The following is a 25,379-nucleotide window of genomic DNA, read 5'->3' on the forward strand; positions in this document are numbered from 1 at the left end:
GATCCCAAAGCGAAGGGATGAAACGTGTCCTCGGCATTTTTGTGCTACTCATGGTGGTCTATATCATCACCGCAATTATCAACCCGAACTTTGTTGGTGCCTACAATCAAGAGAATCTAATTCGTCGAACCTCGTTGTTCGGCATCTTGGGAATAGGAGTCGCTCTAGTCATCATCACAGGTGGAATCGACCTATCGCTCGGCTCAGTTGTCTGCCTGGTAGGCGTCGGAGTACCATGGCTCATTACGGATCAAGGTTGGTCACCCTGGATTGTCCTCATCTTGGCAATTGTCATTTCCATGCTGATTGGACTTAGTCACGGTCTTCTCATCACCAAGCTCAGACTCCAACCCTTTATCGTTACGCTCTGCGGACTGCTCATTTATCGAGGTGTCACACGAGGGTTCACCGGCGACCAAACCGCTGGATTCGGAAATGATCTGAAAGGTCTGCGCTGGATAGCTACCGGTGAGATTCCACTCTTTCCTGGATTCGGAATCCCCTTCCCGGCTGTCATCCTTATCGTCATCGCGATCGCCGTAGGCATCTTCTTAAATCGCACCATTTATGGCCGCTACCTCCTAGCCTTAGGCAACAACGAGGAAGCAGCCAAGTTCAGCGGTATCAATACCGACCGTATGATCACGCTGGCCTATGTTATTTGCTCTGGCTTGGCCGGTCTGGCAGGACTCCTTTTTGTATTGGATCTCAATCTGGCTCAGCCCGTTGACTTCGGAAACTTCTACGAACTCTACGCCATCGCAGCAGCCGTGCTTGGTGGTTGCAGCCTTCGAGGAGGATCGGGAACCATCATCGGTGTCATCATCGGCACTGCCCTACTCCGCGTCCTGCGGAACATGATGAACATGGCCTTCCTCGGTTTTCAACGGGCCGAGTTTGCCGTCATTGGTGCGGTGATCCTTGGCGGTGTCATTGTCGACGAGTTGGCTAAACGAGCGGTTGCCCGAAAGCGGGCGGCTCAGAAGCAGAAACAAGAGGGATAGGACTGTATTCTAATAATCCTTCCCGTTCAGACTCTGCATCACTGAAGTCTGCCAGGCTTTCAAGGAATCCTCCATACGCCTAACACGGTCGCTGTTGTCCAGTGACACGTTAGTCGTTTCCTCCGGATCAGATTCTAAGTTATAGAGTTCAAAGTGCTGGCTATCCCCATTAACGATCCGGTGTAGTTTCCAAGGAAACTCTAACCAGGCAGCATGGCCCGGGAATTGGTCTTCTGGAAAAACTTCTTTAATCTCAGCTGCATCCAAGTCGAGTCGACCCTCAGGATCGAACTCATGGCCAGCTTCTTGTGCTTTCATAAGAGCGATCATCATCCGATCGGCGTAGGTGAGTCGCCCCGGGTATGGGTATCGCCAGAAACCAATACCGGACTCTCGCTTTTTCATTTTCCCATAGATCAAGTCAACGAGACTGATTCCATCGAGTGGATACTGATTATCAACCTGGGCTCCTGTCAGCTCAACCAGGGTTGGATAAATATCAGAGCTAAAGCTAACCACATCGGTGATTCTACTTTTGGGTAATCGTGCTGGCCATTCGATCATGGCAGGAACTCGAAGGCCCCCTTCATAAATCGAACCCTTTTTCATCCGGCCTCCGGACGTTTCTTCATTCAGTCCTCCGTTATCGCTTGTGTACCAAAGCAACGTATTTTCAGCGATACCCAGAGTTTTAAGTTCATTCCGCAATTTCCCAAACGCTCGATCCATCGCTGTTATTTCGCGATAGTATTCAGCCATGTGTTCACCGTTGTATAACTGTTTGTCGCCTTCCAGCGCATCAAAGGGACTGTGCGGCGAACCAAACCAGACAATACTGAAAAAGGGGGTGCCGTCAGAAGCATGCTGACGGATAAAGTCCAAGGCTGCTTCTATCGCAATCATCGAGCTCTCCCCTTTCAGCTGCTCAGCAATACCATTACGACTCATTACCGGATCGAGATCATAGAAGTTGGGCGTGGATAGCCAGGTATCGAAACCACTGTTAGTGGGATTGACCGGACTGGTAGGTTGGCAAGACCCCACATGCCATTTGCCAAAGTGACCCGTGGCATACCCCACTGTTTTCAACGCCTCGGCAATCGTCGTTTCCTGAGGTCGCATCGAACGGCCATGATTGAGGACATTTACACGATTGGGATTTCGTCCTGTCAGAACAGCTGCACGGGTCGGCGAACAAACAGGGGCCGACGCATAAAATCGATCAAACCTGAGTGAGTTCCTCGACATATCGTCGAAGTTCGGCGTCTTTACATAGGGATGGTCGTAGTAGCCCATATCACCCCACCCCTGGTCGTCCGCCATGACGATAATGATGTTGGGCTTGTCCGCTGCTACCAAGGAACTCGCGAGACAGAGAAGCAATACAAGTAATCTAATCATGGTCGTAATGTTGCCTGCCATCGGTGAAGACGGGCTGGGTCCAACAATAAAAGTTTTCAAAACCGTCGGTGGATTTCCGAGTAAAGGTTATCTTAGCACGGGTATAAGAACTAGCGGACGAAACCTCAGAAGAAGCGCTAACACCCTTGACCTCTTTCAAAACCTCGCCCCCGTCACCGATAAACTCGATTACGTAACCCGCTTCTCCTTCGTCTACTTTGTGACCACTTACAAAAGTACTTTCGAGTTCACGGTTGGTCGCCTCTTCATCCACAGTTACAGAAATCCCTCCTTGGCCGGAATCCAATTGGCTCAGCATCACTCCACTCGTCGCATAAAAGTCTCCGTGATACATGGCCTCCGCAATCGCGTCGGGAGTCAGCGAACCTGACCGAACCATCACCCAACCGCGACCGGGATTCGAAACATCAGGGCCTAGCTTCAGGAAGTTGTGCGCGTCATCTGAGGACACACCGTAAATCAACATTCCGTCGGACAATAATTGATCCCACATCACCTCAATTGAGATGTGCTCATCATTGCCAAAATTGTTTACCTGGGGATGTCCATTAAAGAGCTCAAACATATGAAGGCCCTGGACCGGACGAATGTCCTCGGTCGTATTCATATAGCGAAAGTTCGGGTGATTCAAAATAGCATGACCATGCTGTTCAATGGTTCCATCCACATGATCTTGAATAACCTCCGTTTTAGAAGCCCCCTCACGTTGCTCCAGTGCAGGATCAACAAGTCCGACCGTATTGAGAGCGGTTGTGTGTGCGTGGCCTCCTCCAGTTACTTCCTCGCCAGGAATGAGTATAAAGTCATCCCGCTTGTTATCCGGCATTTTCACATCCGCCGGATCGATAAAGATATTGTGCTCGGAAAGCACAAGAAAGTTGTACCCGCGATCGTGGTACCACTTGGTAACTGCCTCAGGCGTCGAATCGGCATGTCCGCAGAGAACCGTATGCGTATGTGTATTCCCCTTATACCACTCTTTTTTTTGAGAACAGCCAAAGAAAGAGAGAACAAGGAGCAGAGTTATTAGAGATCGGATCATAGAATTGCTTAGAGGTTCAGTAAGGTAACTCAATCATTCCGCATTTGGAATATCAACCAGGGAATAAGAAACACACTATCAAATGACAAAGGTCCGGCCAGTCTTTAGACCATGAATATTGAATAGCCTACCCATTAGAAAAGACTGAACATTGACTACCCCATTCAAGGATAAGACACTTTTCCTATGAGCAAATCATCAAATTCGTCATTTCCACTGGCAGCAAACAAAGCATCCCTGCCCACAAAATTGAACCGCCGCTCATTTCTCGGATTTCTTTCCGCAGGGCTAGCCTCAACAGCATTTGCTCGAAGCTACAATGCCGAGGCACCTCCCGTACGTTACCCGGATCCACACGTAGTCGCAATCGATCCTCGCTTCGGCAAATACAAGCTAGGCACGACTCATATCCAGCGCCTTTATCACAGTGAAGACATGCTCTGGGCAGAAGGCCCGGCTTGGAACGGCGTCGGTCGCTACCTCGTCTGGAGTGATATCCCAAACAATATCCAACTGCGTTGGCTGGAGGAAAATGGAGAAGTCAGCAACTTCAGACACCCGAGTGAAAACAGTAACGGGAATACCTTCGATTACCAGGGCCGCCAGATTTCATGCCAGCATGGCACCCGACGAGTGGTTCGCTACGAGTACGATGGCAGCGTCACCACCCTGGCAGAAAGCTATAAAGGGAAATCGCTCAATGCTCCCAACGATGCCGTGGTGCATCCAAACGGCGACATCTGGTTCACGGATCCAGGCTATGGCGGTCTCATGAACTATGAAGGCACCCGCATGAACACCGGATCGATACAACCTATGCAAAAGGAAGCGGTCTATCGTATCGATGGAAAGTCGGGGGAATTGACCCAGGTTACGGATGAGATATTTAAACCCAACGGCCTCTGCTTCTCCCCGGATTACAAGAAGCTCTACGTAGCTGATTCAGGTGTCAGTCATTACGAAGACGCGAAGGGAGAAATCAAAGTCTGGGATGTGGTTGATTCCAAAAGCCTATCAAATGGGCGCACCTTTGCTTCTATGGAAATGGAATTAAATGGCGAAACGGTATCCGGCATCGCAGACGGTATCCGCGCCGATGAGGACGGTAACATCTGGTCGAGTGCCGGCTGGGTCGGTGACGGCTATGATGGAGTCCACATTTTCGCACCCGATGGAGATCGCATAGGACAAATCATTCTACCAGAAATCTGCAGCAACGTCTGCTTCGGAGGCACCAAGCGCAACCGCCTGTTTATGACCGGAAGCACCTCGCTCTATTCGGTCTATGTGGAAACCAAAGGGGCACATATCGCGTAGCAAGCACTCGCCGGCAGGAAACTCTGCACATTATATCTTTCTGTAGGAGCAAACTTGTTCGCGACCTGGAATGCTTGTAGTTTTCGAGTCGCGATTTTACCGAGCCGTCAGGCGACAGCGAAGCGAACAACAATTGCTCCTACAAATAATTTAGCGCTTCGGCACTGCCGCCTTCCAACCTGCATTGAATTGTTTTAACAACGTTTCCACCACCTTCGGTCGTCTGTCTGCGATGTTCTTCGTCTCAGAAGGATCATTCTTATGGTCGTACAGTTCCATAAAGAGTGGTTCCGCACTTGGATCCAGGTAGTCCTTCCAGATTACAAAGCGGTACCGATTCGTTCGCATCGCATAACCCATCAAATCATTCTCAAACAACTCGCGATCCCATTTGTCACCCTGTTGCTGAATGATCCTCGCTTCCACTTTTTCAATGAGTGGTCCAAAGAAGGTTTCTCGCGTTCCCTGGGAAAGTGGATTGGCAGCCCACTCGCGTAGGGCAGGATTTGGAAACTGGCTGAAGGCTGCTTTCTTCCAAGCACGATCCGGTTTTTCAATCAATGGGACAAAACTGGTACCTTCCAAATGACTTGGAAGGTCAACCCCTGTGAGCTCGCACAAGGTCGGATACATATCAATGAGCTCAACCAGGGCATCGGTCTTTTTGCCTCTGTTTTCATCAGACATGTCTGGTGTCGAAATCATGAGGGGCACACGAGTACCGATTTCGTAATTGGTGGCCTTCCCCCACACGCCCATATCTCCCAGGTGCCACCCATGATCTCCCCAAAAGATGATAATGGTATTATCTCGAACACCTGCTTCTTCCAGTGCATCTATCATGAGCCCTACCTGCGCATCGATATAGCTGGTGCAAGCGAGGTAGGCATGTCGAAGGGTGCGTGAGAGCTCCGGACCAATGGGACCATCCTTGGGTATGCCATGACGCACACGGAGTTCAAACGAGGCATGTAAGCCCATGGCCGCTCCATTCTTCGGCGCTTCCTGATGCTCAGCTAATTCGATGTCCTCGGCATCATAGTAGTCCCAATACTTTTGGGGAGCGATCCAGTTCAGGTGCGGCTTTTTGAAACCCAGCCCGAGGAAGAAAGGTTTATCATTTTTAACCATTTCCTTCATGGTCGCGATCGCCCGCAGCGTATCGTAACCATCGGTATAGGCATGATCAGGTACGTCACCCGCTTCATAGGCCGGTCCGTTGCCCAGGCCCTGGCGCGCCTTCTCATCGTAATTGGCGGCTGCATCTGCCCGGTTCTTAGCCGCAATCTCTACATTCTCCTTCTTTGCGTAAGATACCGGACGTTTGATGCCTGGCAGATTCTTAACAGCTTCGCGACTCCAAGAGAGGTCCGGATCGTTGAATCTTCCATGATAAATTTTACCAGCGTAAGTGGTTTCGTAACCGTTAGCGATCAGGTGCTGGGGAAGCGTCAGGATATCGGGATTGGCATCCCGGAAATAGGTGTAGTTTTCAATCACACCAATCGTATCAGGCCGTGCACCTGTCATGAGACTGGCTCGCGAAGGACTACAAATCGCTTCCTGGCAATAGGCGCGATTGAACAGAAGCCCCTCTGCAGCCAGGGCATCCAGATTCGGTGTTATCGCTATGTCCGATCCATAACAACCTAGTTCCGGTCGTAAGTCATCAGCAGCGATAAATAGGATATTGGGCTTACTAGAAGCAAACGCGCTAGAAGCGCATAAGAAATAGAGGAAGAATATCCTCATGGTATGAGTCTTAAGGAAACGATTGGTGAATATTGCGGTACTCATAACCTTACCAGCAATAGAAATCGGAATCTATACACATTTCGACGGAGAGCGTTTCAATTCAGTGTTGGAGATGAATCTTGCGGAGCTTGACCGTCCACTCAGCGATCCCTTAGTCCTAATCCATGTTTTCTCGATTCGCTGCTCTATTCGCGCTGATTTCTTTCCCCTTTACAAACCAGGCTGCCACCGAAGAAACGGTCATGGCAGCAGGAGACAATTCCGGATTGAAGGTGGAAGGGAATGTTGCATTCACCGAAGGGCCCGCGTGGCATGCGCCCTCAAAAAGTGTGTTCTTCACCGATGTATTGAATAACCGCATCATGCGTCGCGATGCTTCGGGGGCGGTGCAAGTCTATCGCAGTCCATCGATGCATGCCAACGGACTGGCCTTCGACAATGAGAATAGACTCATTGCCTGTCAGGGTGGCATTGCAGACAGCGTTCGAGGCATTACGCGAACCGAAGCTGATGGAACCATTGTTTACCTGACCGACAACTATCAAGGAAATCGCTATAACGCGCCCAACGACCTAGCCATCGACTCGAAGGGACGTATCTTTTTTACCGACCCCCGTTACGGCCCGCAGGCCGGCAAGGAGATCTTTGACAAGGATGGGAAATCCATTGAAGGGGTTTACCGAATCGATCCGGATGGATCGGTCACACAAATTCTGACGCACGAAATTGATCGTCCCAACGGGATTGCGATTTCATCCGATGAAAAGTTTCTCTTCGTTGCAGACAACGCCGGAGGCATGCCCAAAGGGAATCGTAAGCTGTGGCGGTTTGCTTTAAAAAAGAATGGGGATCTGGATACCTCTACCCAGAAGCAGCTCTTTGATTGGCGAAGCAGTCTTGGAATTGACCGTGGTCCTGATGGCATGGCAGTCGGTAAGGATGGAAACCTCTATGTGACAGCCGGTTGGAACTTCAACCATGCACCCGTTCCCGAACCACGTAAATACAAGGCCGGTATTTATGTAATCGATCCGAACGGAAAAGGACTGCAGCGCTTTATACCGATCCCACAGGATAACATTACCAACTGCACCTTCGGGGGCGAAGATGGGAACACACTGTTTATTACGGCAGGACAACGGTTGTTCAGTATAGAGATTGAGTAGGCGGTTTATATAAAATTCGACGGTGTCACCACCGTCGCTACTTGGAGTCAGAAAGAAAACGTCCCAACTGTAGTCACGGTCCATAGACCGTGGAATGCTCAGATCCATTGGACGGACGCCTCGGCGATGCGTCCCTACCACCGCTGGCCATACAATAAAAAGGAAGGTAGAGAACGATCGCCGAGCGGTCCGGATCAAGTAATAGCCCATTTGACACACCAGTGTCAAAAAATGTAACTATTGCTCTACCATACGGAGTAACCCTAACGAAAGACGCCGCTCAGCGACGTTTGTCTCCACTAAGCAATTACCCTATATGAACATCAATCGACGCACGTTTTTGAAAGGTATGGGTGGCGCCCTTGCGCTACCGATGCTCGATTCCTTTTCTTTCGGTAGCAGCGCAGCTGCTCAAGCCCCTACCCGCTTCCTGGTAGTTGGAAATCCGCTGGGTGCACATCCAGAAAATTTCTTTCCTCGCGAATTTGGACAGGACTATACCATGTCCAAGACCTTGAAGTCTTTGGAATGGATCCGAGATCGATTGACCATCCTTTCCCACACCGACCATGGCATGGTCAGTGGGCATGGACGGGAGATTGCATTCTTGAATGGGATTCTTCCTGAGACCGCCGGAGCCTATCCGGAAAAGAACATTTCGATCGATCAATTGATTGCCCGTAGAACCAGTTCCCAAGTCCGCTTCCCCTATATCAACGCCGCCCTCGAACGTGGCATTCGTATGAGCTGGAATTCCAATGGCGTAGAGGTCAAACCTTACACGGATCCACAAAAACTCTTCGATCACCTCTTCCTCAATCTCACAACGAAGGAACGCAAAACACGACGGGAACTCATTGAACGCAACGGAAGTATTCTAGATGCGGTGGGTGATCAATTATCGACCCTGAAGCGCAACGGATCCAATACTGACAAGGAACGACTCGACCAATACGAAACGTCCGTGCGCGAATTGGAAGGAGCATTCTCAGATCGAGCCAATTGGATTGATAAGGACAAACCCGAGTACGATATTTCCGAGCATTTTAACAGTTACGAGGTCACGGTGAAAAATCGCTACAGCGCCATCTTCGACATGATCGGCTATGCGTTCCAAACGGACCTGACCCGGGTAGCCACCGTGGCATTTCCGAATGAGTTGAGTTACACCGACGTCGATGGCGTAACACGTGGTTACCACGCTTGTACTCACAATGGGAAGAAGCAGGAAGTGATCGACGAACTGGTCGCCATCGAATCGTTCCAAGTTTCTCAGCTCAGCCGTCTAATGAAAAGACTGGATGAGATCAAAGAGCCCAATGCGGATGGAACGATGCTCGATCATACCGTCATTCTCTTTGGAAGTGGTATGGGTTATGGAGGCACTCACTCGAATCGCAATCTTCCTATCCTGGTCGCTGGAGGCGGATTCAAGCACAAGGGCCATGTCGACACACGCAACAGCGCTGGTAAGAACATGCCGCTCTGTAATCTTTACGTCACCCTGCAGCAACGCTTCGGCATCGAACAGGACGAATTCAACACCAGCACTGGTGCTTTCGACCTTCCCTCCAATGCCTAAGTCTATTTTACCATTTGTGCTGGTTGCTTCCATAGCCACCAGCTCCACGACTCTAGCCAATGAGGCTCTCATGGAGACCCATTGCGGCAAATGTCACAATGATGAGGATCTCAAAGGTGACCTCAGTCTGAACTATTTGGGTAAGAGCCCGGACTACGACAATTTTTTCCTCTGGGAGGACAGTTTGGACTTCGTAACCACCAACGAGATGCCTCCCCCTGAAAAGAGCGAGCTCTCGGAAGCTGATCGTGAGCGCTTGATACTGTTTCTGAGGCAAAAGATAAGAGATTACCACGAACAAGACTCTGCGCCACACCGCTCTTCGCCACGCCGTCTCAACAACCGGGAGCTGGCAAACAGCGTGGCCCACGTGTTGCTCATCGAAGATGTCGGGACTCATCAACCGGTCGCCAACCTTCTGGGTGATACCTTGGAAGATGGATTCGACACCAATCCCGACGCATTAGGATTAAGCCAGTATCATCTAGAGCAATACATCACCTCCCTTCGTCGCATCCTGGACGCCACGCTTTTTGAAGGCCCTCAACCTAAGACTCAAAAATACACGGTTGGTGTTGAGCATCTCAAGGTCACAAACCCGTCCCAAAGAAACCGCTACCAACGCGACAATCGTACTGAGGATAGTATTGAGATTTTGGATATCAGGCTCCGCGCCTTCTTTGAAAATTTCAAGACCATACCAGAATCGGGTCGCTACCGCATCAAGATCCAGGCAGCAGGCATAGATCGAGGCATTTACGATGCCGAAGAAACCGGTATGTATCACGGAGATCCCATTCAACTTGGCGTGGAACTCGGGGACAGGAATCACACATTCGACCTGCGAGATGGGACAGCAGGGACCTACGAAATCGATGAGTGGCTCGCCGAAGGTACAAGGTTATTGCTCTCCCATAAGACGGACGGCCTACGCATGAGGGGCAATGGTAACTTCAAGTTTCAATATCGAATCGCACACGACTTCCTCAAAGAGACAAACAAGGACCTCTATAACTATGTCGTTAGCGAAGAAGTGCCCGTTGCAAAATCCAGAAAGGACGTTCCAAGCCATTGGGTACACTGGATGGACTACTGGCAGGGACCGCGCCCTCGTCTTTTTGGCGCAGAAATCGAAGGCCCTCTCTATGAAAGCTGGCCGCCCAAACGCCATATCGCAATCCTTGGGAAGAACCCAACGATTGAAAATGCGGAAACCATTTTACGTCCCATTGCCGAACGGGCCTGGCGCCGAGAGGTACGCGAGGGTGAACTCAATGCCATAATAGGTCTGGTCCAATCCAGTGCCAAAAACCTGGGTACCATTGGTGCTTTCAAGGAAGGCATCGTGGCCATCCTGGTCTCTCCCTCTTTTCTCCTTGTCAATTCGGAAGACGGAGAAGCTGCCGAACGATTTGCATCCAAATTCAGCTACTTCCTTAAGAGCACCATCCCCAATGAACGGACTCTCGCTTCTGCCCGTAAAGGAGGTCTCGACAGTTATCGAGAAGTGCGTAACGAGGTCAAACGCCAGTTCCGTAAAAACGAAGCCGAAGAATTCTTAAAGGAATTTTCACAGGCCTGGCTACAACTGGATCGCATCAACTTCATGGCTCCGGATCCGGAACATTTCCCACTCTACGATCGCAAACGCGTCAGCCAGGATATGGTGGATGAGGCCGTGGCCTTTTTCGAACATGCGATCGATAAGAATATTCCGATACCAGAATTTCTGTCGGCCAACTATTCATTCATCAATGCCGACTTAGCCAAGGTCTACGATGTTCAAGGGGTTCCTCAAGATTCCAAGTTACGTAAATACACGTTTAAGGATGGACGTCGTGGCGGACTGCTCGGCATGGGTGCCTTCCTGACGCTAACCGCCGACAGTCTGGGCACCTCCCCCATTCACCGAGCCATCTACGTAATGGAAAACTTGTTGGGTATTCATCCGAATCCCCCACCGGCTGATGTAAACATTCAGGAGCCTGATGTACGGCAGGCAAAGACCATCAAAGAGATTCTGGCCGCTCACACGGCTGATGAAACCTGCGCATCCTGCCACCGAGCCATTGATCCTTACGGTTACGCGTTTGAGAACTTCGATCCTATGGGAGCCTGGCGTGACACGTACACCATGCAAATCGCGGAACGCCCTTCTGAGAAAGAACTCGAGAAAATTGCGGAAGAAGACAAACGCCTGGCATCTCTGGGTCTGCCACCCGTTCCCAAACCTTGGGAAAACGAGCCCATCCCCGTTGATTCCTCCGAGAAATTTCGCAATGGCACCGAGTATAAGGATATTATCGAATACCGTGCCTTGATGTCCTCGGAGGCCAATCGCGATCGCTTTGTCCGCTGTTTCATTTCCAAGCTCCTCACCTACGCCAATGGCGAAGAACCCAATAACTACTGGGAGCTCGAGAAGATTCTAGCGAAGTCAGCTGAAAACGATTATCGTATCGTCGACACGATTGCGGCCGTGGCGCACAGTCCGCTGTTCCGGGAGGAATGAGAATAGGCAGGTAGGGCCATAGCATCCTTGCTATGCCGCAATTTCATCTGAAAAATGTTCAGGAATTAACCACGAATACCGTTAATTATGTATTACCTTAGATCTCTTCTCTTTATATTCGTGTCCATTCTAAGACTGTCGGCAAACCTCGGTAGTGTCCATTGTCAGGCCTTCTCGCTATCGCTCGTGATGTGGTTAATTTTTTCCATTATTCCACTTCCCGCTCATGCGAGTCGTGTTTTCGTTTCAACATCGAATCCCAACCAACTGAAGGTCTACGCGCTCGACGAACAATCGGGAACACTGAGCCTCGAAAACAACATTCCTACCAGCGGGCCTCCGGGATGTTTTAGTTTTAACGAAGCTGGTGACCGCCTCTATGTATCCATTCGGCAATTGGGCAAGATCACTGCTTACGCGCTGGACGAAAACGGGCAGGCAACTCAGCTCAATGAAGTAAGTGCAGAATCCTATCCGGGTTACGTCCGAGTCCACGAATCTGGAAAGTTTTTATTCTGCTCTTACTACCAAGCCGGGCAGGTCAATGTATACGGTATCCATGAAGACGGTACGCTTTCACAAGACCCAATCCAAACGATCAAGACCGATGCCAATGCCCACGCAGTGGTAACGGATCCCAAGGGCGAATATCTTTTTGTCCCACACACGCGGCCCAATAAAATCTTTCAATTCAAGATCAATACCCGGACCGGTAATTTGACACCAACCAATCCACCATTTCTTCAACGAGCAGCGAGCACGGGGCCACGACACCTCTGGTTTCATCCTACTTCCAGCATAGCTTATGGGAGTAATGAGCAAGGCAGTAGCATTAGCACCTACTCGCTGGATACGAGAGACGGCACTTTCTCGACCATCGAAACCTTATCCAGCCTTCCCACCGAATTTTCAGACAACAACTCCACGGCGGATATCGAAGTCCACCCCTCCGGCGAATTTGTATACATCGCCAACCGAGGACATAACTCTATCGCCAGTTATGCGATCGATGAAATAGATGGTACTCTGAGTTTCATTCAGCACACATTCGTGGAACCAGTTCCGCGTTCGTTCAACATCACACCCGATGGAGACTTTTTAATCGCGGCGGGGCAGCAATCCGGGAAACTCCGGGTTTTTCGCATCGACGAGAAGGGACAGCTCAAACACACGCAGACCCTCAACACAGAAGGCGCGCCCTGGTGGGTGGTCAGTCAACCATGAATCAAGTAAAAGCTATACTCTTTGATGTCTTCGGAACCATAGTGGACTGGCGTGGATCCATCATTCGCGAAGTTTCTAAGGTCGGTAACAGACTAGGGATATCTGGTGATTGGGGCCGCTTTGCAGACCGTTGGAGAGATGGCTACTATACCGGCACTCAAGACGTGGTGAACGGAAAGCGAGAATGGGTATCAGCAGACGCACTACACCTGGAGCGGCTCGAGAGTCTTAAACCCGAGTTTGGATTGGATGATCTCAACGAAGAGGAAACCATCCAGTTGAACAAAGCCTGGCATCGACTCGACCCGTGGCGTGATTCGGTTGAAGGCCTAACACGCCTTAAACAGAAATTCATCATTGGCAGCCTTTCCAACGGTAACATTGGACTGCTGGTGAATCTGGCAAAGCATGCCGGACTACCCTGGGACATCGTTCTGAGCGGAGAAAACTATCGGTCATACAAACCCGATGCGAGTGTGTATCTGGGAGCCGTTGAAACCCTGGGACTCAAAGCTTATGAAGTGATGATTGCCGCGGCTCACTTAACGGATCTGCAAAATGCAAAGAAGAACGGTCTATCGACAGCCTTTATAGCTCGCCCAGATGAATTCGGAGACGGTGAATACAAACCGGATCTCGAAACTGATGAGAGCGTAGATGTGAATGCATCCGATTTCCTCAATCTGGCTGAGCAACTTCGAGTCTGAATGATGCCATGTCTGCTGAACACGGTCACGACCCCGTAAACGCCATTTCAGAAGCTGCAGCTACTGGCAGGACAGCGGAGATTTTTGCCGAGATCCGAGAAGTCATGCAGATTCCTCTCGTCACGTCTATCTGGCGAACTCTAGATGCCATTGAGGGTGGACTTGAAGCAGCTTGGGCAGCGACAAAGCCGATTTACCTGTCAGGTCAACCCGATGCGTTGCTCAAACAATTAAGAGCAGACATACACCTCCCTATTCCAAAAGCGATCACCACTAATGAGTTGATGTCTGCTGGTATTAACGAGGCAGATCTTCGACCGATCAGCTCAATTCTCGCCGCGTACAATCGTTCAAACAGTCTGAATCTGATCGCGCTTACCGCACTCGTTCGTAAAGGAAGCTATAGACAAGGTGACCCCGTTAAATTACCAACGGTTCAATGGCCAGAATTACCACCCTTGCTTTCGAAAGCGGAAATCGATCTCGAAAATTGGTCTTTGTTGGAGCGGACCATAGCATTGGGCGTTAATCTCCCGACGACTGCCCTCCCCACACTGTGGAGACATTTAATTCATTGGCCCGGTTTCATCGAGCTCATGCTGAAGCACTATCAACCTCTGCATGACAGCGGGGAACTTTTTAACATGGTCGGCAAAATCACTAAGTACGTGGAAACGCACGCTCCAGAAATGTCGAACTTTCGAGACACCTCCGTAGACGTACCCGAAGCGGCGGTACAAATGATAGAAGACTACATCGGTGCGCCCCCTTCGGTTAGCCGTATGACTAGCCTGGGGTCCAGCGTGGAAAAATGGTTTAGGGCAAACATGGGATTGTAGTCGGTGATCCGCGTCGCTTCACCATTAATCAATTCAATAGTAGAAAAGTGATCCAACAGGGGACCCACCACCAGGGGCGTAGAAAGAGCGCCGATATTTCCGGTCATATTAACCATACTAAAGCCGTCGCAGGATGCTTTCCGCCAATATCCGTACATGTACCAATCATCGTCGGCAGAGACCAATCGGCGAAAAACTTTACACAAAACAATCCCCAAGCCAATCCAGCCACACTACTTTGCTTTATGGCGAAAAACAAAATAAGAGCCGCGGTACCTTTTCCCATGATCCCCATGATACTTCGACCCCAGCGCCGACTGCCTGTGGTCTTGATCATCACATCATTGAGAATACCTCCTACAAAACCACCAATAGCACCTCCAAATAATGGCATACTGGCATAGATTCCCATTTCCGTTATCGTAATGCCTTTAGACAGAAACAGGCTTCCCAGAACGGACGTGTAAACAATATCTGCACCTGCGTTACAGTATTGCTGAAAAATAAGCAGTTGAAAGTTGCGTCGACTCAATGCCTTCTTGAACGACATCACCCTCGTGGCCGCTTTTTGCGTCTCTTCACCTTTCCGGATCAATTTTACTTCGGACTCATTGACCCGTTTATCTTCTTCGGGTCGGTTTCTGACAATGACGAAGAACAGGGCTGCGAATACAATACCCAAACCTGCCATGGCGATGAGCGCAGTCCTCCAATTCATTCCAAAATATCCCATCAAAACCGTGGCCATGAGGATCGGTGCCAAGGCTCCGCCCATACGTCCAGACGTCCCTGCGATAAATCCTTGTACCGACGTTCGGGAAGATACGGGAAACCAGTTTTTGGTGATGCTGGTCAAACTTGGATAGGCACCCCCCTGAGCGAGTCCGAAGAAGAGCCGCAATCCACCAAACGCCCAAAAGGAGCCTGCCAGGGCAAACCCGATCAAACAGGCCGACCAGGCGAAGATGATAGAGCTCAAGAACACATGCGCCCCAAAAAGATCAGCCACAATTCCACCAGGAAGATTCCCGAACGCATAGGTAAAGTTGAACATGGTAAATATATGCTCCAATTGTGTATTGGAAAAACCATACTCGCGTTCCAGTTCAGGTCGGATAATCGCCCAGGTGTAACGATGCAGGTACAACATCAACGAGGTCATTGAAGCTAAAGCAAAGATGGTCCAACGTACGTTGGTGGGGCGGTTGTTCATGGGGAGAAGATAAACTCAGGTGAGTCTCACCAGCATTCGGAACCAATCGAATAGAGCAACGCCTAATCTATTCTGATGGGTATCGGATAGTTACTGAAGAAATTCCTCTTATCGATCTACGGCAATGGAACAGAAAACAGAGTCGTAAAAATGTATTCTGACCCTAGGCCAAAAAGCAGAGCCATCTGAACAATCGAAACAAGTTTGGGCCGTTGCCAGCCGGCCAGAGTTCCACCAAGAAGGAAGAGAGCCGGGGATGTTACCAATCCATAAGGCAGACCGAACTGCAAGCAAGTGATGTAAAAGATCATGATCATGCCGGCCACCAAGGCGATCCTGCCTTCACCAGTCCCGGCCTCATTGGAGTCCGGTTTGCGAATCTTGCCAATAATGATCGAGATGCCCAGAACCACCACAATGGCGATGACCCACTTTGGAAAATTGGGCACGTCGGCTGGCTCTTCAGATTCCAATCCTCCCAGGCCTTGTTTTTTATCACTTAGAAATTTAACGAGCTCGTCTCCCTTACGAAACGCAATTCCGATCGATTGCTGCTCGAGCTCGGCCAATACCGTGGGGTCTTCCAAGGTACGCTCAAAGTAACCGGCCAGCTTTTCGACCACCGGTTGTGGCGTACCTTTAGGCGCCAACCAGTAGTAGGCGTTACCCGAATAAATAGGGATCCCCTGCTCAGTCGCAGTAGGAATGTCCGGATAAAAACGACTGCGCTCACCATCGAGTACGGCAATCGCCTTGATGTTCTGATCTGGAGGCGTTCCGTCCGAAGCACGGTAACTGTTGTACTCTCCCAAGGAAAATATCGCCGCATCCAGGTGTCCGCCGAGTAGCTGGGTAAACCGTTTCTGACCACCGCCACTGGAGATGTAATTTAATTCGGCGCCTGGACGGGATCCTTCGATCACTTTAGAGTTAAAAAAGGCCGGAGACCCAACATCCGCTCCCATACGTAAACTCTTAGGGTTGGCTTCCGCTTCATCGAGAAAGTCAGATAGATTCTTGAAGGGTGCATCTTCTCGAACCACCACCATGGTCGTGAGATTTCCAGTCTGGGCAACTGGAGTGAAATCTTCCGGACCATAGTTGACCGTTCCAGATAATTCAGTGGTGATCACCACATCATTGATGCAAAGTAAGCGATAGCCGTCCGGCCGAGACCCCAAAACAAAGCGCGATCCAATAGTCCCAACTCCACCGGGTTGATTGATGATCACAACCGGTTGAGGAAGGCTCTCTCGGGCGTTGATCGACTTTTGTAAGGTCCGCGCGAATACATCGGTTCCACCGCCCGCTGCATAAGGCACGACGATCTGGAGCGGTTGATTAGGGAACTCGGTCATCCCACTTCCCGAAATATTCGACAGCCGCCACACTAGCAGCAGACAAATGAGGATCGATAGCACAACCGTTATGACAAGGCGGGGAAATTTCACGAGGCTGTTGGGGTTGCAGTTTTAGAGAGTCGCCTCCGGATCATGGGCAGGAACAACATGGTCAGCGCAACCAGGAGAAAGATGAGCGGAATGGGTCGCGTGATGAGAGGCAACCAGGAACCATTCGTGGAAATCAGACCGGAGGTAAGATTCTCTTCCGCGATAGGGCCGAGAACGAACCCGATAACGAACGGTGCCAATGGAATTTTATTGGACTCCAAAATAAATCCCAGCGCCCCAAAGCCAAGCATGACCCATACGTCGAAGAGGCGATTAGAAAGCGCGAAGGAACCGATGACACAAAAGATGAGAATCACCGGCAGCATGTAGGTCCGCGGGATCTTGGAGATCTTGGCCAGGCCGCGCATGGAAAACCGCATGATGATGACCATGGCGATATTCGCCATAAGCATGGCGCCCATGATCGTGTATACCATCACTGGATGCTCATCAAATAGTCGTGGCCCCGGTTGCAATCCGTGTATGACCAACGCCCCTAGCAGTACCGCTTCCACGACTGATCCGGGAAGCCCCATGGAAATCAATGGGATCAGCGCACCACCAACCGTTGCGTTATTGGCGGCCTCGCCCGCGACGACTCCTTCATCGTGACCAGTGCCGAATTTTTCAGGTGTTTTGGAGGAGCTTTTCGCAACGGTGTAGGCAGTCACAGAACCGATGTTTGCACCAATACCCGGAAGCAAACCGATCCAGGTTCCGATAACAGACGATCGAACGAGATTAAATCCATGATCGACGAGGTCCTTGAACCTTATTGAAACACCTTTGGTTTCAATGGCCTCAATCTTGCTCTCGTTCTTGATATCCATGATATCCCGAAAGATCTGATTCACTGCGAAGAGACCTATAAGAACGGGCAGCAATTTAAATCCATCGATCAGACTTGGTATCCCAAAGGTCAAACGAGTCTGCCCTGTTGCCACCGCGATACCCGGCATGGATAACAAAATTCCTAGAAAGCCGGAGAACAAGGACCGAGGAATCGACTTACCTCCGATGCTCGCGATCAAGACCAGGGCCATCATAACCAGGCTGAAATACTCGAAGGGGCCAAACTTGGTCGATAAAAGCGCGATCGGACGTGCGAGCAGCACTAGGAACACCCAGGAAATAAGTCCCCCGAAAAAGGAAGCCATGACCCCGAGCCCAAGAGCCCGTTCCGCCTGACCGTTCTGAGCCATGGGAAAACCATCAAAAGTAGTCACGATCGACGCCGGTGTGCCCGGCATACGGAGCAAAATCGAAGTGATCATTCCCCCACTGATCGCACCCACGTATACACTGATCAGCAGGGTAAGCGCATACTGCGGATCCGCCCCGTATGTCAGCGGCAAGATCAACGCTAAGAGCATCGTCCCGGTCAACCCCGGCACCGCTCCCACAAAGATTCCGAGAGACGTCCCCAGTACAATGAGAAACAATCCCATGGGGGTAAACAGCTGTTGAATGGCTTCCTGCACGTGTAGTTAGTTAGAGAATTGTCACCACAGTTCAGGTACGACTACTGGGAGAAGCAAGGTATTTGAAGAATAGATCATACAAATAGAGACGCTTGAAGAAGTCTACTCCCCTAATTCAGGCAAAATTGGAGCAGAAGGCACGCCCAGAAGCACCCATAGATGCGGAAAGGAAACCTAGTCCTTAATCACCGGCGCCAAGTAGATGTCCCGGTATTTTACCGAGGTGTGATCCCCTTGCAGGTGAATCGGCCCAGGCATCGTCGGGTCGGTATTGATAGCCCCACCTGTCGGTCCTTCAACCGGTTGGTTATCAATGACGGTCACACCATTCAGAACAACGGTCACATGGCGATCAACCAAGGTCAGGTCATAGGTCTGCCACTCACCGGGTAATCTGCCTGCATTTACAGAAGGGGCGATGCGGCTAAAGATGGCACCGACACCCTGCAGTCCTTGCATGCGACTATCGCGGTCCACGACTTGGGCTTCATACATACCGCGGAGGTAAACACCGCTGTTTCGATTTGCTTCAATGAGAAACTCGATGTGCAACCAGAAGTCTTCAAAATTTTCGACGGTTTGAATGTTTCCGTAAGATCCGGTGGAACCAAAATCGGTCTTGGGTGAAACGTTTACGAGCATTCCATCCTCTGCTCGCCACCCGTTTTTCTTCTCGGGATTGTCGATTACCCATCCGGTCAGATCCTTTCCATTGAATAAGGTCTTAGGTTTACCAAACCGTACTTTTGAAAGATCGGGTTTAGAAGGCATGGGCGGATATTTCTTACCCGTAAAGGTGATCCGGTTGAATTTCTTTTCATCCCAGTCTCCCATGATGAGTCCATCCAGCTTCCCATTTTTAAGACCGACTGAAACGGTATTGGCCTTCGTTTGCGGTCCTCCCTCCCCTACTTCGCGTTTGATCTTCATATCGAAGGTGATGCGACCGTTTTTAAACTCCGTGATCTTGTGGGGTCCAGCTGATTGAACATGAACCCGCATGTGAACGACTGGCTCGCCATCCACCTCTTCCACTTTCAACCAGGCAGGTTCGTTAGATGTCAGATAAAGAGTCCAGTCACCGATAAGACCTTTGGGAACCGACTCCGCTTGCGATATACATGGGCTGGAGATTAATGCGACTAAGCCAAATGATAAAATTCGAACAAGAGGAACAAATATTAAGTTGTGCTTCATTTTTGAAATAGGGAAGAATTTGGAGGCCCGATTCAGTTCAAGAGCCAACACAGTTTAGTTCTCGAAGCAACTACTATGCATTCAAATGGGAGGTAAGATCCACCTCCAAACGCGTAAACGTAATTTTAGATATGTCTTTGGTTGGGGAGATATGCCCTAATCTTCGACCGAATTCATCGATCGCTGAAAGCTCAGCATGCTCTGAGTGAATAGAAGTCAGCTATGCAATCCATAACATTTGAAAGATGCACCGTCCCATTAAATAACTTGAGTTCCCCAATCCTGCAGAAAGACTTGTTTCCGAAACCGAATAACTTCGAAACTCAATTAACCCCACCCATATCGATGCCAGCCCATCAGGAGGAAATAGATCACATCGACTTTCCCATTGGCTGGAACGATGCGAACTACCGAGTTGTATCAAAAACACGGCGCAACACGGAAGAGCCCTATCGGATCTCTTTGAAACCTTATTTTCTGGGTTTTAATGAGGTCGCCATCGATGCACCTACCAGGCATCCTTCGCATCGTCATTCCAGTTATGAACTGATCGTGGTAAGCAAAGGGCCTTATAAAACCCGCTTAAATGGGACCGCTATCAGTTTGGACTCGCCGCAATGCCTACTGGTCAAACCCGGGGACTTACATGAAGTGGACTGCGAAACAGGACAACGCCACTTTGTCCTGCAATTCGACCTGGGGGGAGGTTCCTTGAAACAAGGGGATCACTACCGGATCTTCACTGATGATCTGGATCCAGCTATGCAGGTATTCACCGCACCCACTAAGGAAATCAAACCGCTTCTCAATGCCATCAGTACGGAGTCAAAGTCGGACCATCGATTCTCATCTGAAATCCAAGACTGCCTGGTGGAGCACATCTGCTGGATACTCCTCAACCATATCCCCAAGAACCGTCTTGCCCCAGCCTTTAGAAAAATTTCTGACGATCAACGCTTCATGAGCCGCATGGAACGATTCGCCCGCAGAAACTTATCCAACCGAACTTCGATCGAAGAGCTGGCCGAGTTCATGGAACTAAGTAAGTCGACCCTTTCCAAGCACTGCTCCGAACTCTTTGGCGAATCTCCCGGCAGCTACCTGACCCGCTACAAGGTCAACGTCGCAAGAGAGCTTCTCGATTCAACCCGCAAGAGCATCAAGGAAATCAGTTTCGATCTCGGATTTAAAAACCCCTATCACTTCTCAAGGGTTTTTAAGCGCATCACGGGACACTCCCCAACCCAACAGAGGGAGACCCCTTCCCTAGATAATAAACCCTAAACTTCATGAACTCTACTCGCATGACAAAAACCGTTTCCACCTTAGCACTCATTCTCCTTGCCCATAGCCTGACAGCAGGCGTTGAGCGTATCCTGGATATCATTTATCACAAAACCGAGGGTGTTGCCCTCACCATGGATGTGTTCATCCCGGAGAAACCCAATGGGGCCGCCGTCATCAAGATCGTCAGTGGGGGCTGGAAATCGAGTCACGCCAGGGTCAATGACAATTACTCAGCTCCGTATACAAATAGTGGATACACCGTATTCTCAATAGTACATGGGTCACAACCCCGCGACAAAGTGCGGGACATCATCAGCTTTATGCATAGGGCGGTGCGCTACATTCGCTTCAACGCCGATCAATGGAATATCGATCCTGACAGGATCGGAGCAACTGGCGCCAGTGCAGGGGGCCACTTGAGTTTGATTCTTGCAACAAAAGGTGCCCCTGGCGATCCCGATGCTGAGGATCCAATCGATCGGGCCAGCAGTGAAGTTCAGGCCGCCGCTGTCTTTTACCCACCTACTGATTATCGTAAGTGGGCAGAGCCAGGCGACATGGCTGTAGGTGTGGGTAAGCAAGCTCGATGGCAACCGGCATTCGGTCCCGAGTCGGAAACGGCTGAAGGACGCATAGAGCTCGGCCATGCAATGTCTTCCATATACCACATCAACCGGGAAACCGCTCCGGTTTACATTATCCATGGTGACATGGATAATGTCGTCCCACTCTTTCAGGCTGAAAGCTTTGGAAGGCAGGCAGAACGCTTCGGAGTCCGCTTCGAACTGGTGGTGAAAAAAGGTGCCAAGCACGGCTGGAAGAACCGGATCGATGACGAGCCACAGTTTGTAGCGTAGTTTGATAAATACTTGGCGGAGTAGTCTGATGGTCGAACATATAAAATTCGAAAAACCGGCACTGCGAGGACGCAGTAGCCCTACCTCTCTATGGCGTATTGGTAGGGCAAGAGCATCCCTGCTCTGCCGTGATTTTATTGAGAAAAACATTCATTAGGCATGAGAGCTAATAATATTCTTTTACTTGTCATCTTAATCGGATTCACAACGCCAGTTTTTTCAGATGGTAAATGGCAGTCGTTGTTCAACGGCAAAGACCTGAACGGCTGGAAAGCAAATATTCTGCCCGAGTCTTTCACCGTTGAGAACGGGCTGCTCAAGGCTCACTGCAAAGACCCTGCCAAGCGGAAGTCTCACCTTTTCTTTGTGGGGAATCAGGAGAACGAATTCATTCTCTTTAAGAATTTTGAGTTTGAAGCCTCTGTTCTTTGTAAGGCCGACTCGAATTCCGGTGTGTTCATTCACACCGATGAGGAGATTCGTGATGACAAGTATCACCTGAAAAACGGTTACGAAGTCCAGATAAACAGCAAAGCCAGTGAAAAGAGAAAGACGGGCAGTCTCTATGAAATAGTGGACATACCTGAATCACCCGTCAAAGAAGCGGAGTGGTTCAAACTGAACATCAAGGTGGTAGATAAACAGATCACGGTTTCGATCAATGGCACTCAACTGGTTGACTATACCGAACCAGAAAAGCCAGAACGTTCCGAGAAACGTTTAGGCCGAGTCCTACGAACTGAAGGAGGTGCCATCGCCTTGCAAGGTCACGATCCCGATAGCATTGTTTACTTTGAGGACATTCGAGTCCGTCGTTTAGATTGACGCTATGATTTACAACTCCTTTCAGAGTGACTTTGAATCAAACTTGCTGCCAAGCTGGAGCTTGGCGTTTCCAGGAGATCGCAGCTAAAGCAGCTCCTACAACTCATATAGAATTATGCCTTCTCTTCCCAATTTCTCTTTAGATAATCAGGTGGTCATTGTCACCGGAGCCGGCCGCGGGCTTGGTCGTGTCATGGCTACCGACGCTTTCAAGTCAGGAGCAAAACTGGCTGTTGGTAGCCGAACCACAGCTGAGTTGGAGACCTTGGCCATTGAAATCGGAAACGCCGGCGGAGAATGCTTTTTTCATCCGGTCGATGTTACCAATGTCGATTCCATCCAAGCATTCATCAAGGCAGTGATCGATCACTACGGCCGTATTGATGTCCTCATCAACAATGCCGGCTATAACAAGCTGGCGAAGATCATCGACTACGATGAAGCGCAGTACGATCTCATTGTAGATGCAAATTTAAAGAATGTATTCTTCTGCGGTCAGGCAGCAGCCAAACAAATGATGACTCAGAAAGACGGTGGTGTGATTATCAATATCACTTCCCAGGCAGGCGTGATAGGTGCGCCCGAACGAGGCCCCTACAGTGGAGCCAAAGCGGGCGTCAATAACCTGACTAAGACCATGGCGGCAGAATGGGCTGAGTTTGGAATTCGTGTTAACGCAGTCGCCCCTACCGTGACGCGCTCCCCGTTGGCGGAGCAAGCCATGAAGGACAGCGAAACCTTTTCAGAGGCCATCAAACAGAATAATCTCATTCGAAGAGGCCTGGCAGAACCGGAAGAGATTTCAGCACCCGTAATTTTCCTAGCCTCAGAGGCAGCGTCGATGATCACTGGACATACCCTCGTTGTTGACGGCGGTTGGACCATCGTCTAGTTCATTTCTCCCTACCCCGAGAACACAAACGAAATGAAATACCCTACCCGGGCATTGGCCCTACTCTGTTTTGCGCTTGTCACTTTCCTGTTTTTGCAATCGGGAAGCTGGGCGAAGTCTTCTCCTGAACAGCCCAACATTATCTTCCTCCTCGCCGATGACATGGGCTATGGCGATCTGGGTAGTTTCGGTTCCAAGATCATTCAATCGCCCAACTTGGATCGGATGGCTTCCGAAGGCATGAAGCTGACTCAGTGCTATGCCGCAAGTCCGAATTGTTCTCCTGCTCGCACGGGAATGCTAACGGGTCGCACACCCTATCGAGTCGGCATGTATGACTTTGCCCGTTTCGAAACCCTCCATGTCCCAACCGATGAAACCACAGTAGCTGAGAAGCTCAAGACTGCCGGTTATCAAACCATGTTTGCTGGAAAATGGCACCTCTCAGGTGACTTCTATTCAGGCAAACAACCCTACCCAGGAGATCATGGTTTCGATCATTGGCTAGCCCATGAAAGTAACTTTGGGAAAGACGCCAAAGGTTTCCTGAGGAACGGAAAGCCAGTCGAGCAAGTCGAAGGCTGGATGAGCGAAGTGGTTGTGAACGAGACAATGGATTGGTTGGACCAACGGGATGAAGATAAACCGTTTTACGCCAACCTTTGGTTCAGCGAACCCCACACACCGGTTCTAGCTGCGGATGAATTTCGGACCCTTTATCCCAAAGAGAAAATAGCTTCTCACCTCGAGTATCTAAAAGTATCGGGCGGCCCAACGGTCAAACGTAGAGACGTACTCAAAGCCCCTGACCTTTACTTTGGTTGCGTAACCATGCTCGACCACCACATCGGTCGACTCCTCAAATACCTTGATGAAAAAGGGCTCACAGAAAACACTCTAATAGTTTTCACTTCCGACAACGGCCCCGAACACCGGACACCCACTGCCTTCGGTAGCTCGGCCAACTTGAGCGGCGCCAAGGGGCACATGCACGAAGGCGGGATCCGCGTTCCCGGCATCGTCCGTTGGCCCGGCCGAGTCGAAGCGGGAAGCGTCAACGATGAACCTATAAACGGAACAGATTGGCTTCCCACCTTCTGTGCAGCAGCAGGCATCAATCCTACTTCCGAAAAACCTCTCGATGGCACCAACACGCTCCCGGCTCTAGTTGATCAAAAGGAACTCGACCGTGAGGTCCCCCTCTTCTGGTGGCTCTGGCACGCTCGCGGTGGATTTGAAACCGCTATGCGCATAGGCGACTACAAGCTGCTCGCGACCATGGTTCCCCAAAAAGACCCCGGAAGCAGCAATGACGCTGTTCATCCCGAGGGATGGTCTATTTTGAAATTTATTAAAGAAGCTGAGCTCTCTCGCTTTACACTCTACAATCTCGAGAAAGATCCGGCAGAGCAAAACAACCTGGCGACTAAGCAAGCAAAACGATTCGAACGCCTCAAGAACCGCATGGTGGGGCTATACGAGGAGATCCAAGCCGAAGGCCCGGACATAGACATGTATCGGAAGCAGAGAAATTAATAGGCGTATCCAAATTTTCTGGTCGAAGACTCGAACCCGTTCTTGCAGTTCTAGTGCGACATCCCCATAA

General features: G+C 50.2%; 20 protein-coding genes. 13 read left to right on the plus strand and 7 right to left on the minus strand.

Going from position 1 to position 25,379, the window contains the following annotated elements; all coding sequences use genetic code 11:
* Nucleotides 1-17: 17 nt before the first annotated feature.
* The gene (locus GA003_14240) at nucleotides 18-1,004 is read left to right on the plus strand and encodes an ABC transporter permease (GenBank protein ID QXD30443.1); all 987 of its coding nucleotides are present in this window, start codon (nucleotides 18-20) and stop codon (nucleotides 1,002-1,004) included.
* A 9-nt stretch (nucleotides 1,005-1,013) separates the two neighbouring features.
* On the opposite strand, the gene GA003_14245 is transcribed toward GA003_14240, so the two are convergent.
* Nucleotides 1,014-2,426, minus strand: coding sequence for a sulfatase-like hydrolase/transferase (locus GA003_14245; protein ID QXD30444.1), 1,413 nt, complete (start codon nucleotides 2,424-2,426; stop codon nucleotides 1,014-1,016).
* The gene (locus GA003_14250) at nucleotides 2,398-3,468 is read right to left on the minus strand and encodes a CehA/McbA family metallohydrolase (GenBank protein QXD27177.1); all 1,071 of its coding nucleotides are present in this window, start codon (nucleotides 3,466-3,468) and stop codon (nucleotides 2,398-2,400) included. The genes GA003_14245 and GA003_14250 overlap by 29 nt, the downstream gene beginning before the upstream one ends.
* A 186-nt stretch (nucleotides 3,469-3,654) precedes the next feature.
* Between GA003_14250 and GA003_14255 the strand changes: the two genes are divergently transcribed.
* The gene (locus GA003_14255) at nucleotides 3,655-4,785 is read left to right on the plus strand and encodes an SMP-30/gluconolactonase/LRE family protein (GenBank protein QXD27178.1); all 1,131 of its coding nucleotides are present in this window, start codon (nucleotides 3,655-3,657) and stop codon (nucleotides 4,783-4,785) included.
* A 150-nt stretch (nucleotides 4,786-4,935) separates the two neighbouring features.
* On the opposite strand, the gene GA003_14260 is transcribed toward GA003_14255, so the two are convergent.
* Nucleotides 4,936-6,537: a sulfatase gene (locus GA003_14260; protein ID QXD30445.1), complete on the minus strand. Its 1,602-nt coding sequence runs from the start codon at nucleotides 6,535-6,537 to the stop codon at nucleotides 4,936-4,938.
* A gap of 167 nt (nucleotides 6,538-6,704) precedes the next feature.
* On the opposite strand from GA003_14260, the gene GA003_14265 reads away from it, so the two are divergent.
* The 6 genes from GA003_14265 to GA003_14290 all read left to right on the plus strand — a co-directional run bounded on the left by GA003_14265 (nucleotide 6,705) and on the right by GA003_14290 (nucleotide 14,570).
* Nucleotides 6,705-7,706, plus strand: coding sequence for an SMP-30/gluconolactonase/LRE family protein (locus GA003_14265; GenBank protein QXD27179.1), 1,002 nt, complete (start codon nucleotides 6,705-6,707; stop codon nucleotides 7,704-7,706).
* Nucleotides 7,707-8,022: 316 nt separating this feature from the next.
* A complete protein-coding gene (locus tag GA003_14270) occupies nucleotides 8,023-9,288 on the plus strand; it encodes a DUF1552 domain-containing protein (protein QXD27180.1) in 1,266 nt (421 codons plus the stop codon).
* Entirely contained in the window at nucleotides 9,281-11,800 is a 2,520-nt protein-coding gene (locus GA003_14275; GenBank protein ID QXD27181.1) for a DUF1588 domain-containing protein, read from the plus strand. The genes GA003_14270 and GA003_14275 overlap by 8 nt, the downstream gene beginning before the upstream one ends.
* A 120-nt stretch (nucleotides 11,801-11,920) precedes the next feature.
* Entirely contained in the window at nucleotides 11,921-13,024 is a 1,104-nt protein-coding gene (locus GA003_14280; GenBank protein QXD27182.1) for a beta-propeller fold lactonase family protein, read from the plus strand.
* The gene (locus GA003_14285; protein QXD27183.1) at nucleotides 13,021-13,731 is read left to right on the plus strand and encodes a haloacid dehalogenase type II; all 711 of its coding nucleotides are present in this window, start codon (nucleotides 13,021-13,023) and stop codon (nucleotides 13,729-13,731) included. Before GA003_14280 ends, GA003_14285 begins: the two co-directional genes overlap by 4 nt.
* Before the next feature lie 8 nt (nucleotides 13,732-13,739).
* A complete protein-coding gene (locus GA003_14290; GenBank protein QXD27184.1) occupies nucleotides 13,740-14,570 on the plus strand; it encodes a hypothetical protein in 831 nt (276 codons plus the stop codon).
* Nucleotides 14,571-14,673: 103 nt separating this feature from the next.
* On the opposite strand, the gene GA003_14295 is transcribed toward GA003_14290, so the two are convergent.
* From GA003_14295 to GA003_14310, 4 genes are all read right to left on the minus strand, one after another.
* Nucleotides 14,674-15,783 (minus strand): MFS transporter, encoded by a 1,110-nt coding sequence (locus GA003_14295; protein ID QXD27185.1) that lies wholly within the window; start codon nucleotides 15,781-15,783, stop codon nucleotides 14,674-14,676.
* Nucleotides 15,784-15,899: 116 nt separating this feature from the next.
* Nucleotides 15,900-17,141, minus strand: coding sequence for a tripartite tricarboxylate transporter TctB family protein (locus GA003_14300; protein QXD27186.1), 1,242 nt, complete (start codon nucleotides 17,139-17,141; stop codon nucleotides 15,900-15,902).
* An 89-nt stretch (nucleotides 17,142-17,230) separates the two neighbouring features.
* Complete coding sequence (locus tag GA003_14305) at nucleotides 17,231-18,682, minus strand: tripartite tricarboxylate transporter permease (GenBank protein ID QXD30446.1); 1,452 nt, start codon at nucleotides 18,680-18,682, stop codon at nucleotides 17,231-17,233.
* A 207-nt stretch (nucleotides 18,683-18,889) separates the two neighbouring features.
* A complete protein-coding gene (locus tag GA003_14310; GenBank protein ID QXD27187.1) occupies nucleotides 18,890-19,912 on the minus strand; it encodes a DUF1080 domain-containing protein in 1,023 nt (340 codons plus the stop codon).
* Between the two features lie 267 nt (nucleotides 19,913-20,179).
* Between GA003_14310 and GA003_14315 the strand changes: the two genes are divergently transcribed.
* The 5 genes from GA003_14315 to GA003_14335 all read left to right on the plus strand — a co-directional run bounded on the left by GA003_14315 (nucleotide 20,180) and on the right by GA003_14335 (nucleotide 25,309).
* Nucleotides 20,180-21,196, plus strand: a complete 1,017-nt coding sequence (locus GA003_14315) for an AraC family transcriptional regulator (GenBank protein QXD27188.1) — start codon at nucleotides 20,180-20,182, stop codon at nucleotides 21,194-21,196.
* A 5-nt stretch (nucleotides 21,197-21,201) separates the two neighbouring features.
* A complete protein-coding gene (locus GA003_14320) occupies nucleotides 21,202-22,056 on the plus strand; it encodes an alpha/beta hydrolase (protein ID QXD27189.1) in 855 nt (284 codons plus the stop codon).
* A gap of 159 nt (nucleotides 22,057-22,215) precedes the next feature.
* A complete protein-coding gene (locus GA003_14325; protein QXD27190.1) occupies nucleotides 22,216-22,881 on the plus strand; it encodes a DUF1080 domain-containing protein in 666 nt (221 codons plus the stop codon).
* Nucleotides 22,882-22,996: 115 nt separating this feature from the next.
* Complete coding sequence (locus GA003_14330; GenBank protein ID QXD27191.1) at nucleotides 22,997-23,773, plus strand: glucose 1-dehydrogenase; 777 nt, start codon at nucleotides 22,997-22,999, stop codon at nucleotides 23,771-23,773.
* Nucleotides 23,774-23,806: 33 nt separating this feature from the next.
* Nucleotides 23,807-25,309: a sulfatase-like hydrolase/transferase gene (locus GA003_14335; protein QXD27192.1), complete on the plus strand. Its 1,503-nt coding sequence runs from the start codon at nucleotides 23,807-23,809 to the stop codon at nucleotides 25,307-25,309.
* Nucleotides 25,310-25,379 lie beyond the last annotated feature (70 nt).

The organism is Opitutia bacterium ISCC 52, from assembly GCA_014529675.2.
Lineage (GTDB): Bacteria > Verrucomicrobiota > Verrucomicrobiia > Opitutales > UBA2995 > UBA2995.

Bases quoted from the DNA above. Each gene is read 5' to 3' on its own strand.
- GA003_14240 (QXD30443.1), top strand. From the start codon at position 18: ATGAAACGTGTCCTCGGCATTTTTGTGCTACTCATGGTGGTCTATATC.
- GA003_14245 (QXD30444.1), bottom strand. From the start codon at position 2,426: ATGGCAGGCAACATTACGACCATGATTAGATTACTTGTATTGCTTCTC.
- GA003_14250 (QXD27177.1), bottom strand. From the start codon at position 3,468: ATGATCCGATCTCTAATAACTCTGCTCCTTGTTCTCTCTTTCTTTGGC.
- GA003_14255 (QXD27178.1), top strand. From the start codon at position 3,655: ATGAGCAAATCATCAAATTCGTCATTTCCACTGGCAGCAAACAAAGCA.
- GA003_14260 (QXD30445.1), bottom strand. From the start codon at position 6,537: ATGAGGATATTCTTCCTCTATTTCTTATGCGCTTCTAGCGCGTTTGCT.
- GA003_14265 (QXD27179.1), top strand. From the start codon at position 6,705: ATGTTTTCTCGATTCGCTGCTCTATTCGCGCTGATTTCTTTCCCCTTT.
- GA003_14270 (QXD27180.1), top strand. From the start codon at position 8,023: ATGAACATCAATCGACGCACGTTTTTGAAAGGTATGGGTGGCGCCCTT.
- GA003_14275 (QXD27181.1), top strand. From the start codon at position 9,281: ATGCCTAAGTCTATTTTACCATTTGTGCTGGTTGCTTCCATAGCCACC.
- GA003_14285 (QXD27183.1), top strand. From the start codon at position 13,021: ATGAATCAAGTAAAAGCTATACTCTTTGATGTCTTCGGAACCATAGTG.
- GA003_14290 (QXD27184.1), top strand. From the start codon at position 13,740: ATGTCTGCTGAACACGGTCACGACCCCGTAAACGCCATTTCAGAAGCT.
- GA003_14295 (QXD27185.1), bottom strand. From the start codon at position 15,783: ATGAACAACCGCCCCACCAACGTACGTTGGACCATCTTTGCTTTAGCT.
- GA003_14300 (QXD27186.1), bottom strand. From the start codon at position 17,141: ATGACCGAGTTCCCTAATCAACCGCTCCAGATCGTCGTGCCTTATGCA.
- GA003_14305 (QXD30446.1), bottom strand. From the start codon at position 18,682: ATGGGATTGTTTCTCATTGTACTGGGGACGTCTCTCGGAATCTTTGTG.
- GA003_14310 (QXD27187.1), bottom strand. From the start codon at position 19,912: ATGAAGCACAACTTAATATTTGTTCCTCTTGTTCGAATTTTATCATTT.
- GA003_14320 (QXD27189.1), top strand. From the start codon at position 21,202: ATGAACTCTACTCGCATGACAAAAACCGTTTCCACCTTAGCACTCATT.
- GA003_14325 (QXD27190.1), top strand. From the start codon at position 22,216: ATGAGAGCTAATAATATTCTTTTACTTGTCATCTTAATCGGATTCACA.
- GA003_14330 (QXD27191.1), top strand. From the start codon at position 22,997: ATGCCTTCTCTTCCCAATTTCTCTTTAGATAATCAGGTGGTCATTGTC.
- GA003_14335 (QXD27192.1), top strand. From the start codon at position 23,807: ATGAAATACCCTACCCGGGCATTGGCCCTACTCTGTTTTGCGCTTGTC.